Here is a 12,512-nt window from a genome sequence, read left to right as displayed (position 1 = left end):
GAGGTGTACTTTGAAAAATAAACGTTTGCTTTTCCATAATGTAACCAAAACCGTCCTTTTGCTGGCCCTGTCCGGCTATATCGCCTATTTGGTGGAAACGGATGCCCTTCAACTGTATATCGGAACAAGAATCATGCCGCTCGTCAAAGGGTCGGCCCTCGTCTTGTACGCCCTTGCCGTGATTCAAGGCTTTATCGCCTACCGTTCCTATAAAGGTCAAATGGCCGAATGCGATTGCTGCGAAGTACCGCAAACCTCCAGTCGATTCGGAAGCGGCTTGCTCTATGCGCTGTTCATTCTTCCGCTTCTGCTCGGTTTTACGCTGCCGGACACGGTGCTAAGCGGTTCGTTGGCGAATAAAAAAGGGATGCAGCTCGGGACAGTGCCGCTCAGGCAGGTAAACCCGGCAACTTCCCCAGGAAATACGACACCCGGTGATTCGATCGTTACCGGCGCTTTGATCCAGGCCGAAGAGCCTGACCTGGACCAGCTGTTTCAGGCGGACAATGACTTCGACCGGGATTTGGCCGAACTGGCGAAAAAGCTTTATGTCCTGCCCGCGATCGAAGTCAAACCGGAGATCTACATGGAAATTCTATCGTCGATTATTACGTTTGCCGACCCTTTTATGGGGAGAGAGATAGAAATCACCGGCTTTGTATATCGGGAGCCGGACCTGGCCGCCAACCAGTTCGTCATCGGACGGATCGCCGTCCAGTGCTGTACCGCCGACGCCTCCCCGTACGGCGTGCTTGCGGAATCGGAGAAAGCCGCCGAATTTAAAAACGATACCTGGGTCAAGGTTAAAGGCACCCTGGGCCATACCGTGTATAACGGGAACTCCATCATCAAAATCGATGTGCAGCAAATCGAAGTCATGGAAGCTCCGGAAAATCCATATATATACCCTAACTTCGAGTTTCTGAACGTCAGCCTCCCTTAAAATCTAAAAAGTCAGGAGCGATAATCAATGAAGACCCCCGTTCTTATCATCAGCGGTTTTTTGGGCAGCGGAAAAACGACCCTTCTGCTGCAATTGCTGAGCGACATCCGCCAACGCGGGCTTAAGCCCGCGATTCTGATGAACGAGCTCGGACGCCAGGATGTGGACGGCTTGATTCTTACCCAAGCACTGGATGGGCTGCCGCTGGAGAAATTGTTGGACGGCTGCATTTGCTGCAGCAAAAAAAGCGAGATTTCCGGGGCACTCCAACATCTCCTTGCCCTGAGGCCTGCCCCCGATCTGCTTGTCATAGAACTTACCGGAGTCGCCAATCCGGAGGAAGTCGTGGACGCCATGGCCGATCCGAGCCTTCGCGACAGCGTGATATTGGACAAAATCATTACCGTACTGGATGCGGAACACGCGTTGGATTACAACAGTATATTTTCCACGGATAAAGAGCTCGTTCATACGCTGCGCCGGCAAATCGATGTGGCCGATGCGGTAATCATCAATAAGACGGATCTTGTGGACTCTTCACATCTGGCCAAGGTGACCAAGCTGGTGGAGAAGCATAATCCGTTCGCGCCGCGGCTTCCCGCCGTCAACGCCAAAGTCGATTTTGACCTGCTGCTTCATGGGTTGCAGCCTTTGCGGCAAACCGGCAACCTCGCACCTACATCCCGTCGGTTCCCGGAACATGCTTCGCACCGGCATGAACATGAACATGGGCATCGGCATAAGTCGCATTCCCGCATTCAAAGCATCTTTATCCCGATCCCGGAACAAGCCTCTTTCTCCGAGAAAAAGCTCGAAAAGTTTCTTAAACACCGGGAAGGCCGAGTGTTGCGAGCTAAAGGCTACCTTTCCCTGGACGGATCCCCCCACGCCTCTCTGATTCAGTTCGCGGGCAAACGGATGCGGAAAGAAACCTCCCCGTACGATGGCCCGCATTATCTGGTCGTCATCGGTTATGAACTGGACGAAGCCCGGCTGCTTGAGGAGTGGCGCTCCGTCTGTTAATGCGGCAAAAAGCCTTCTAACCTAAGGGTATAACCCCTGCGATTAGAAGGCTTCGCTTTTTGCGGTGCCCGCCTATTTTCCGCCTTGTGCCGCGCGGATGGCAGCCCCTTCTTCCTCATTGGGCCCGTAAACACCCGGTGGCACGACGCCGGCTTGACGCATCAAAATGGTCATTTGGCCGCGATGATGGATTTGGTGCCGAACTACCGTGGTCAAGACGCCGCTATAGGTTGTATCGATAAACCCGAACAGCTTCAGACTTTCCGACAGTTTTGCATCATTCCATTGCGCTTTCAGCGCGTTAGTAGCCGCGGCGCTCATTTGCCGGTAGCCTTCCAGGATTTCCGCCGCACTGCTCGGTGCGGGGGCTTTAAAATCGGGACCTTCGATCCGAAGCCCCGCACCTCCCAAGATGCCCCCAAGTCCGCCAAGCAGATGCCAAGCCAAATCGCCCAAGCTGCGAGGCTGTTGTTCCGACACCGCTTGCTTTAAGGAAGCGTCCGTCAACCGTTCGAGCACTTTAATCGTAAGGGCCTCTTCCTGCCGCCAATCGTCCAAAAATTCCTGAATTGTATGGTACATAGACTAATCTAACCTCCTTGATATGGATATGTAAGAATGTACTATTAGTATACCAGTTGGCGGAGGGGCTTCTCAAATGATCAGCCTTGATCCGATGCGGGCGGTTCACACCATATGAGATGAACCATCCCGGCCATCGCATGCTCGGCATGCTGGACTTGGAGCGGAGAATCCGCAACCAGCTTCATGATATCCCGGCTATGGTGGCAACCGACAAAGCGGTAAGCCAGGGGATCGACAAGCTTCTGGCCGAACGCCAGAACTGAATTCGAACTCAACCCATGTTCCAGCAAAAGAATTCGGCCTCCCGGTTTGCACCATCGGCTCATCCGCCGCAATACCTTGCCCGGATCCCGATAAGCGCACAGGGTAAGGGTCGAGACGATCGTATCATACGAGTTCTCTTTCAACTCCAGCGTGTCTATATCGCCCTGTATAAAATTCGCCTCAATTTCATATAAACGGTCATTCGCCGCCTTAGCTCTCTCCAGCATGGCCGGGCTAAAATCAACGCCGGTTAATCTGATTTCTTTCCGGTAAAAAGGAAGATTGCTCCCCGCTCCGATACCAAGTTCCAGCACCTTTCCGCTTGCGGACTCCAAAAGCCGCCTTCGCAAGGTGCCGAGTTCACGCTTTTCTCTTTTTTTATCATAAACGACCGCTTGCTTCTCAAACCTACGGATATTTTTGTTTACGCTCATTGTCTCCCCTCTATAGCATACTACAAAGATATCTATTAAAATACTAAAAAGTATGTTGACGTTATAATTTAAACCCGTATATACAGAAGCTATGTATTACGGGTCGTTTCTTAGGTTCTGGGCGCAATTCCACGCCACAATACTTGGGCTACCGTCTCCAGTAAAGGCTTCAACTCACAGCGTACCGGATCAATGAGCCATTCGATGAGCAGGCCTTTGATTAGACCGTCAACCATAATCCCTATCGCTCGCGGGTCGAGCCCCTCGGCAATGTAGCCTTTCTGCTGCATTTGTGCCAGGAAATCCCCGATCGCCTCCAGACTTTTACCATATACCTTCTGAAGCTTCGCACGAATTTCCGGTTCCCGGCTCGACGTTACAAATTCAAAGAACAACATCGACCCGCCATCGCCGTTCTCCAAACACGCAAATTGGGCATAGAGCCATGCGGTCAGGGCCGATTCGGGATTCTCCGCTCCCAACAGCTGTTCGATATCCAGTGGCAACTGCTGCAGTTGCTGGGTCAAGTTACGCTCGATAATGGCCAGAAATAAATCCTGCTTGCTCGGAAAATGCCAGTAAACGGCTCCTTTAGTCAAACCCGCTTCCGCCGCGGCTTTCTCCAACGAGGCCTGGGCATATCCCTGCTCGGCAAACACTTTGGCGGCCGCCTCAAGTATTCGCGTGCGGGTATCGGCAAGAGAGCCCTGCCGCTCCATCTGTTGTTCCATCAGCCATTTCCGCATTCCCTGCTTGTCTCCAAAATGCCGGCGCACCGCCGTCCAATGCACCCCCGCGCGCTTTGCGATTTCGGCAAAAGTAATTTGATCGAATGGCTTGCTTCTTACTAGTTCCTCGGCCGCTTTGTAAACCTGATCCCGTACTGTCAATTCGCGTTCACTCCTGCTCGTCGGCATGTTATAAAAATACCCATAAGTATGTTAATATAATATTCTATACAAAATAGGGTGTCAAGTTCAGCGCCGTGCATAACGGAAAAAAGGAACCCGCGCGGGTTCCTTTGCTCTCTTGCTTCATTCATTTGTCTTCTTTTTCTTCCGGAACGTCGTATTTGTTAATATGTGCCGTGATCGCTTCCACAGCATCGTTGACATTTGTCGTCGCCGGAACTTCCTTTACTTCATCCTCGGTCTTGTCGAGGAAATTTTGATGGTCCGCCCGAATGGCTTCGATTTTGTTGCTCATCGGTCTTGTCACCTCCCAGTACGAGTTTGAGGGCAAAAGGGAATCCGCCGGTTTTTAAACCAGGGACTCCAAAGGTAGCGGATGGAGAGCATGGGTTTCATGGAGATAGATAAAAGCGTCGTACCTGGCCGCTATATCGGAAGGCACATAATTCCCACGTTCATGCCGAGGATCATACACCACCCCAATAGCCCGATGTCCCACGAGTTCAGGAATCGCCTCACGGGAATGTTCCTCCGTAAAAAGGAGCAGCAGATCTTCTCCTTCCCCGGCCTGCGCCAATAAATCTTCCCAACTCCCTTTCATTGCGGGAGGAACCGTCATCACTTCGACCGGAGCTCCCCAGGCGGACCCGGCCAGAACTTCCCCGTGGTGGGTGCCGAAGCCCACGCTAAACGTATCATGCTTCAAATACTGCTCCCGAACGAGTTGGCCTACATTCACCATGCCGTCCTCGGCCATATCGGTTGCCCTGGCGTCACCGATGTGCGTATTGTGCTCCCAAATCACCGCATGCGCATCGGAGCCATGAAAGTCCAGAAGTTTCTTCAGGGCGTGAACCATATGGCGATCCCGCACATTCCAGGACTCCGGCCCGCCTCGGACCATCGTTCTGTAATAATGCTCGGCATCCGCAGCAACCAGGGCATTGAGTTCCGCACTAAGCTCCGCTTCCCCGCCGCGATGGCTTTGGTGTCCTCCGGACCCTCTGTCCGAAGTACGTATCTCCTGCAGCAAGCGAATCACTTCTTCCTCACAGCTCTCACCAAGCAGGCCGGCCGAGATTCCGTAAGACTGAGAGTCTTCACCATAGGGCTCAAAACAGGCGAAAGCATGAAGGGCCTGCTCCAGAAGCGGCGAACCCGTACGCTGCAAATACCCGATGATCTGCTGCATCGATTCCCATAAACTGTATAAGTCCAGACCGTAAAAACCGATCCTCTCCCGCGTTGACCGCTGCAAGTTGTAAGCTCTGAGCCATTCCGCAAACTCCTCGACTTCCCGGTTGGCCCACATCCAGGACGGCCACCGGTTAAAGGCCTCCATCGCTTCCCTCGCTGAATTGGCTTCATTATCCTCTAGGTCCTTTACGTATTTATTCAATTCAAAACAGGAAGGCCAGTCTCCCTCGACCGCGATAAACCGGATATCGGATTCGGCAATCAACCGCTTGGTCAACTCCGCACGCGTCGTATAGAATTCCGAGGTTCCGTGAGACGCTTCACCCAAGAGCACCACACGCGCCCGTCTCGCAGCTTGAACGATAGGCCGGAGATCCTCCGGGTTCCGATAACGAAGAATCCTGCTTCGGAGTTGTTCCACCGTCGGCGCATCCTGTAACAACCGCTGCATGATCTTCCTCCTTTCGCCGCTTTCTTTCCATACTTTTCGAAAATTCAAGGCGTTCTATGTATGGCAATATTTTCGCTTCTCCGCGGCAGTTGCTTCACAAAGGAGTCGGACTGCTTGAGCAGCCTTAAAACGGATTCGTAATCCTCCTTGAGCGAAGTCCTGTCTTCAATAGCCTGGAACGTTCGCAGCGACACCGCCCGCCCGTCCCGAAATCCGTTTTTTCCCGGTATAAACAACACCTCATTTTTGAAAAAAGAGCCCTCCGGCAAATAATACCGCCCCCCTACCAGATGATGCTTCACATTCAGCAAATCCTGCCCGAACACCGTAAACTTTCGCTGCACCAGATCGATTCCCATCAGGTTCGCCAACGTCGGCAAAATGTCCATTTGTCCGCCTGTCCGCTCGATCACCCGGCCTTGCTCCTGACCGGGCAAATGAATGATCAAAGGAACGTTTAATCGACTGATCGGTTCGTGATAGGGGACCCCCAAGGCTTTGCTGACCTCTTCCGGTTTGTGCAGCTGTCTGTTTAACCCAAAATGATCGCCGTAGACGACCACCACGGATTCATCCCAAACCCCGCTCCGTTTCAATTGCTCAATAAAAGTGCCTAAGGCATAGTCGGCGTAATGAATGGCATGGATATAGTCGCCGAGGCGTGTCTTGTCCAAATCCTTCGTCAGTTTGATACGCTTCATTTTTTTGGGAATGACAAAAGGAGAATGGCTGGATACCGTCACGAACTGCGTGTAAAACTTTTGTCCCCTCTCCCGGAACGACCGGATCTTCTGAATACCTACCCGGAATAATTCCTCGTCCGATGCACCGAAATGGTTAAATGAAGTTGCCGGGAAATAGGGCTTGTCGTAATATTGATCGAAACCTAATGCCGGATAAAGCTCATCCCGGTTCCAAAAGCTCGCTTCATTCACATGAAACGTCCGGGACGTATATCCCGAAGTCTTGAGCAGCCGGGGAAGACTCGGGATGATCCGGTCTCCAAAGGCTTCCGACATCGCTTTGCCCCCGATCGGGTAAAGGGACGTATTGCTTATAAATTCCGCATCCGACGTATTCCCACGTCCGATTTGCTGAAAAATATACGGGAAATACAAACTTTCCCGAGCCAGCCGATTTAAAACCGGGGTGACCTGCTGCCCTTGAATGGAAGCGTAAAGCATAAAGTTTTGCAGCGATTCCAATTGAATCATGATCAAATTGCAGCCCTTCGCCGCGCCAAAAAACACTTTTCCCTTGCCGTTTTCATCAAGACTGCGATGCTGGTTCAAGGCTTGCACCCATTCGGATTGTGAAGCGGGCGGGGAAGGCCGGAGCCAAGGTTCACCAACGGTATGAAACCAATACAGCAGCGAAGCACCGAGTACCAGAACGGCCAATATATTTCCGGCGCTTTTTCCCATACGAAAACCACTCCGTTCAGACATTAGTATCTCAATAATTTGCCGCCGTCCGGTTCGGATTATGTGTTAAATTTACGCCTTCCCGATGCAAAAGAAAAAGCGCCGTGTTTCGGCGCTTTTTTCGTGCTCGCATTTGACTCGAAGCTCTTTAGCTTCAATCGCCACTACTCGTCAGGCATTTGCTCCAGCTTTAATTTCATTTCGTCAATCGCCGCCTGTCCTTCTGTTTCAATCCTTTCAATCGCTTCGTCTACCGTGATTTTATTCTCTATGGCTCCCTCGATCACGTTTTGTCCCACTTCTTTAAAAGCGTTTATGATTTCATGATGGATATAGTCATAGGGATTGTTACTTTTCGTTACGGGTTCCAGCTCGTACAAGGGAGATAAATCGTGGCCCTGCACAGCTTTAATCAGATCCATTCTTGCGGGCAAACCCATGGATAGTTGATCTTGCTGATTCTTTGTCATTTTTTGCGTATCGTTCGTTATGAAATTGAGCAACTCCCAAGCTTCTTCTTCATGCTGCGTTTGAGAGGAAATTCCGTAAATCTCCTGTACCTCGTAATAGTCGCTTTGCCCTCGACTCCTACTACCTACCGGAACGGTCACCATGTCCCAATGGATAGGTTTGGCACCGATAAACCGGCCGTAATTTTCAAAATTATAGGCTATCGTGTAAGACTGAATTTCCATCGCGGCATGGCCGGTCAATATAGGTGCCGGTTCGATTTCCCCCGTTGGATCGTCATCCTTGTCATATACGGCTTTATCCCGAAAAGCCTCGACGACCATCTGAAATATGCTATGCCATGCGGCTGAATCCATATTCACTTGCAATGTTCGAGCATCCACGAAATTTAGGCCTTCCGTCTGACCGATTCTAAGGATCATCGAGAACGGTATATTTATGTAATAATTTGATTTAAAACCATACAAGGTCTCACCGTCCGCATTTTGTTCCGGAAACCTTTTTGCAAGAGCAAGCACTTCTTCCCAGGTCATTCGGTTTTGGGGTAGCGGAATCCCGTATTGCCTCAAAAGATCCCTATTATAATAGAGAGCATGACTGATAAAAGATGGACTTAGGGCGTATAAGTGACCGTCCGCTTCCGATCGCAATGCATTCACGACGACAGGGCTAAACTCCGAGATCGGATATTTTTTATCCCTGAGCTTTTGTTCCAAATTAAGAAGTTTCCCTTCCTCCACCAGCCGGTTGTAGACGGTAACTTGATCCATAAACAGCACATCGGCAGAGGGCACCGTCGACTTGTCGCCCAGATCCTCGTTGATGACTTGAATCTTGATATGACTGTATTTGTCTTCAAAATCATGCCCATACATTTGATAGAATAGCTTTTCGGAAGGAAAGTTAATCGTAATGGTAACAGGCTCCTTCATAGGACGGATCGAACATCCGGACGCCATCAGCAGGCTTATTGATAAAAAAATGATGGTCCATTTACGTAACATCTACTGTTTCCCTCACTGTAAAAAGGGGGAATGCCCCCCCTTTTCTTAAGATCGAATTTTACCAACTAGCTGAAGCGTAGGATTGATCGCTGGATGTTCCATCGGTGTAATATGTTCGCGATGCGGCATTCAAAGAATAGGAATTGGAGCTAGAATACGTGCTGTCTTTTGTATACCATGCTGCCTCATATCCCTTTTTCGTTGCGGATGAGCTTCCCGACTCCTTTTTCGTGGAACCCTGATAAAATGTTCCGGTCACGTTAATGCTTTTGAACTTTGAATTTGCTGATGATGCATATGCCTTACCCCTGACGTAACTGCTCGATTGTTGCGAATAACCGATATACGCATCGGTAGTCGCGTCCGAATCTTTGGCGGCAAAAACCGGAATAGCTGCGGTTACAGCCATTACAACGGCAAATGCGGCAATACTCCACCTTTTCTTCATAAAATCAGTCTCCTCCCAAAATTAATTTTTCTGACTTTTCCGGAAGTAAGCATGTAGGTACGAACATGATGAAAAAATCCTTACAAACTAACACTAGTATTTAGCTTGCAAGCTTCATCTATGCAATCAGAAGTCATTCGACTCCACCTACATCAATCCATCGGTGTCATCCTTTTTAATTCTTGGTCGGCCTTGGTCTGTAATGAATCCAATCCTTCTTGTACGGAGAGGGTATGATTTAAAATTTGGTCTAAAGTCTGCTGTGTGATCGTCAATAACTCGTTTGGCAATATATCATGATCGTGATCTAGCTTCGGTGACAATTTATAAAAAGGGGTCACTTTTTCTCTATCTTCAAATTTGGAAACCACTTGATCCAATAAAGAGGAAAATCCGTAATCGGAACGGTATTCCCAACGGGCGACATCGTCAGAACAGAAAAATTTAAGTAGTTCCCAAGCCGCGTCCATATCGTCCGAGGAATTTAGAATGACGAAAAATCCGGGTACCCGTAAGGAATCGGACTGATCCGCTTGAGCCGGATCAATAGGCATGGTAACGGTTGACCAATCGAAAGGAAGCTTCTCTTGCTCCAGACGCTTGTAGTCATCGTAACTTACTACGGCCATCGCTCTCTCTCCCGCCAAAAAAGGAGTCAAATAGGAGTTTTGATCCGCGTTGATATCTAAAGCCCCATTAGTATAGGCCTGAATAGCGTTTTCCCAAATAGGAATCCATGATTTGCCGTTAAAAGACACTTGCTGTTGTTGGCGGTCGTATGCCTTGAGGCCGGATGTTTGTCCAATATGTAAAATCAAATCCAGTAAGTTCGTATTTTTAAGCGAAATTCCTTTGATATTGTTAGAATCGGTTGACGGGAATCTGCTGGATAGCCATAGAATGCTTTCCCATGTCATTTGATCCTCGGGATATTGAATTTTATATTTCTCAAACAAATTCTTATTATAAACAATGGCGCTGCCATAAAAATTCGTCGGTAAACCATAGATCTTTCCGCTGCCATACGTTTTAGTTAATTCAATGACGCTGGGCACAAATCTTTCCAAGTCAAAATCGTCCTTTTGAATCAATGGACCAATATCCGCAAGCAACCCTTCTTGTACAAATGAATCCATAAGTTCCGAAGGCAAATAAATGAGATCCACCTGATTTTCTTTTACCCATTGTACAGGGTTCGTGTCGGGATTTAACAGCTCTTTCGTCGAGACAACATTAACCCTGAAGTTCGGATAATCGTCTTCGAGTAAAGCCGAATACCTTTGTTTGAAATGCTCCTCTTTGGTATATCCAACGTCCAATGTTACATCTTTGTCCTTGGTAAAAGATCCAGTTTCCTTGGAGCAGCCGGAAATTAGAATCGTACATAGCAGAGTGCAGACTATCATTTTTATCTTCGAAGACAATCTTGCAAAACCTCCATTTCCAACGAGCAAGCATAAGTTAAAAATTTATTTATTTGGTATATAATTACTTTTATAGCAATCTTACTTCATTTGTTAGTATGCGTCAAGATTCAAAAATAGTATTGCATATGCGCTTTTCCATATGACAGACTCCAAGTAATCATTCAGTTTGCGTCCATCCGTCTCGGATTCCGTGCTCTCAAATTAAAAAGACGCCTCCGATCGAGCGTCCAGAGTCTTTTTCATTTTTAAGCTAGCATCATACTCCTAATAAAATTTCATACTACCCTTCATATACGACTTCCGTTCCCGCAATAATATCATGAATCGATCTTTTGTCTTCGCGGAGCCCAACCATAAATGCACTGACAATGGTTGCAATGCCGAAGGTTATTGCATAAATTATGCCGGCAACTACATTACGCAATAACATCGTACCAATCCCCGGGGGTGATAGATCGCTCACCTTTCTGATTTTTATTCCGCAGATCCGTTTCCCGATCGTATACCCTCCCCATACAACAGGCAAAAGCAATGTATATAAGAAGGACAATAGGTTGGTTATGATATTATCATCAAAATCTCCGGTCACAATATAGGAAAGAATAGCCAAAGGAATACCCACGATGATTGCATCCAGGATCGCTGCCCCCAACCTTATCCAAAATCCGGCTTGCATTGTTGGTCACACTCCTTATAAAGTAGATTATTTTAAATTTATGATCCTCTTGACGATTTGTTTCCGGTTGCTTGAGATTCTATACCTGCCTCGTTGCTGGAGAAATTAATCTTAGGCTTGTGTTTAATAGACGGGGAAGCCCGTTGAAATTTTCTCCTTCATTTAGTCAGCAAGGCAACAGCGCGGATACTCTGTTTAATTAGTTCATTAACTGCTTTTTTAAATATAAAACGATGTCATCATTTACTATAATGCTATCACCATGCTTTACATATCGTTCACCATTGTGAATCCCTTTACCGTCCGGAATATATCCGCGCTTTATATAAAGTATTTGGGCGTTACCGTAATCTGAAAACAGACCAACACCGATACCCGCTACCCGAGATTTCTCACGAATGATTTCCTCTGCTTTGTCCATAAGTTTTGATCCTATACCCCGTCGTTGGTATTTCTTTAAGACATTAAAATCACACACTTCAGGTATATTACATTCTCTAAAATAGTCATAATACGAACTCCAAATAACGTTAACGTACCCAGCAAATTCCCCTTCTAATTCAGCAACCAAAGAAATTCTTTCACCGCAACCCTGCTCTTTAACATATTTGTGATATAACTCAACCGACTTATGCCAACCTTGTTCTTCAAAAGCATTGGAAATAACGATAGGATCTTTCTCAGTCATTTTACGAATGTGTAAATTCATATCTAAATTCTCGCTTTCATTGGAATTGACCTCTTCACCATGCCAAACAGATACTTGCATGCTTTCTTCCATGATTATACATCTAATAACCTAGGGACGGTAGCTCGCAGCAAAATAATGTGGTGTTCTCCTCACTGACCCTGTCGCTTTTTCACAGCAGCCCCTCCTATTGTAGCTTATAAGGATAATTAGTCATTAGATAGGAGAAAACTTTTGCGGAGGGAAAAATTCCTGCAAATGTGCAGGAATTTTTGGGGAAATAGCCCCCGCTGAGCGAAATTCCTGCAAATCTGCAGGCTTTTTTCGCTGTAGGGGCTCCATTCGGGCGGAATGGCCGAAAATCCCTGCACTTTTGCATCTTTTTCGCTTTTCGAGGCTAAAACGCTCGGAAATTCCTGCAGATTTGCAGGTATTTTAAATAGCACACTTATTGAGCATACAAAAAGAGCACCACCGCATCATACGGTAGTGCTCTTTCTCAGTTGCTTGGCGGCGTCCTACTCTCCCAGGACCCTTCGGTCCAAGTACCATCGGCGCTGGAGGGC

At 48.0% G+C, this 12,512-nt stretch carries 13 protein-coding genes; 2 read left to right on the top strand and 11 right to left on the bottom strand.

What is annotated here, in order from left to right:
• The first annotated feature begins 10 nt into the window (after window positions 1-10).
• Together FRY98_RS25265 and FRY98_RS25260 are read left to right on the top strand one after the other, a co-directional pair.
• Entirely contained in the window at window positions 11-943 is a 933-nt protein-coding gene (locus tag FRY98_RS25265; protein WP_148457442.1) for a TIGR03943 family putative permease subunit, read from the top strand.
• A 27-nt stretch (window positions 944-970) separates the two neighbouring features.
• Entirely contained in the window at window positions 971-1,966 is a 996-nt protein-coding gene (locus FRY98_RS25260; protein ID WP_148457440.1) for a CobW family GTP-binding protein, read from the top strand.
• Between the two features lie 72 nt (window positions 1,967-2,038).
• Here FRY98_RS25260 and FRY98_RS25255 read toward each other — a convergent pair whose 3' ends face one another.
• The 11 genes from FRY98_RS25255 to FRY98_RS25210 all read right to left on the bottom strand — a co-directional run bounded on the left by FRY98_RS25255 (window position 2,039) and on the right by FRY98_RS25210 (window position 12,039).
• Window positions 2,039-2,548, bottom strand: a complete 510-nt coding sequence (locus tag FRY98_RS25255) for a DinB family protein (RefSeq protein WP_148457438.1) — start codon at window positions 2,546-2,548, stop codon at window positions 2,039-2,041.
• A gap of 80 nt (window positions 2,549-2,628) precedes the next feature.
• Complete coding sequence (locus FRY98_RS25250) at window positions 2,629-3,249, bottom strand: class I SAM-dependent methyltransferase (RefSeq protein ID WP_148457435.1); 621 nt, start codon at window positions 3,247-3,249, stop codon at window positions 2,629-2,631.
• Window positions 3,250-3,359: 110 nt separating this feature from the next.
• On the bottom strand, window positions 3,360-4,139 hold the full coding sequence (locus tag FRY98_RS25245) for a TetR/AcrR family transcriptional regulator (protein ID WP_148457433.1): 780 nt from the start codon (window positions 4,137-4,139) through the stop codon (window positions 3,360-3,362).
• Window positions 4,140-4,287: 148 nt separating this feature from the next.
• Complete coding sequence (locus FRY98_RS28610) at window positions 4,288-4,455, bottom strand: hypothetical protein (RefSeq protein WP_170287187.1); 168 nt, start codon at window positions 4,453-4,455, stop codon at window positions 4,288-4,290.
• Window positions 4,456-4,509: 54 nt separating this feature from the next.
• Window positions 4,510-5,808, bottom strand: a complete 1,299-nt coding sequence (locus tag FRY98_RS25240; RefSeq protein ID WP_148457431.1) for an erythromycin esterase family protein — start codon at window positions 5,806-5,808, stop codon at window positions 4,510-4,512.
• Between the two features lie 44 nt (window positions 5,809-5,852).
• Entirely contained in the window at window positions 5,853-7,232 is a 1,380-nt protein-coding gene (locus FRY98_RS25235) for an LTA synthase family protein (protein WP_170287186.1), read from the bottom strand.
• 164 nt (window positions 7,233-7,396) lie between these two features.
• Entirely contained in the window at window positions 7,397-8,578 is a 1,182-nt protein-coding gene (locus FRY98_RS25230) for an ABC transporter substrate-binding protein (RefSeq protein ID WP_276508733.1), read from the bottom strand.
• A 187-nt stretch (window positions 8,579-8,765) separates the two neighbouring features.
• Window positions 8,766-9,155 carry a hypothetical protein gene (locus FRY98_RS25225; RefSeq protein ID WP_148457425.1) on the bottom strand — a complete coding sequence of 130 codons (390 nt, stop codon included), beginning with the start codon at window positions 9,153-9,155 and terminating at the stop codon, window positions 8,766-8,768.
• A 152-nt stretch (window positions 9,156-9,307) separates the two neighbouring features.
• Window positions 9,308-10,579: an ABC transporter substrate-binding protein gene (locus FRY98_RS25220; RefSeq protein WP_148457423.1), complete on the bottom strand. Its 1,272-nt coding sequence runs from the start codon at window positions 10,577-10,579 to the stop codon at window positions 9,308-9,310.
• A gap of 283 nt (window positions 10,580-10,862) precedes the next feature.
• The gene (locus FRY98_RS25215) at window positions 10,863-11,258 is read right to left on the bottom strand and encodes an RDD family protein (protein ID WP_148457421.1); all 396 of its coding nucleotides are present in this window, start codon (window positions 11,256-11,258) and stop codon (window positions 10,863-10,865) included.
• A 199-nt stretch (window positions 11,259-11,457) separates the two neighbouring features.
• Window positions 11,458-12,039 (bottom strand): GNAT family N-acetyltransferase, encoded by a 582-nt coding sequence (locus tag FRY98_RS25210; protein WP_249043534.1) that lies wholly within the window; start codon window positions 12,037-12,039, stop codon window positions 11,458-11,460.
• Window positions 12,040-12,512: the final 473 nt, after the last annotated feature.

Source organism: Paenibacillus faecis (assembly GCF_008084145.1).
In the GTDB taxonomy this organism is placed as follows: Bacteria; Bacillota; Bacilli; order Paenibacillales; family Paenibacillaceae; genus Fontibacillus; species Fontibacillus faecis.
Note: the sequence above shows the minus strand (reverse complement) of the source record. Positions and strands in the feature narration are given on the sequence as shown.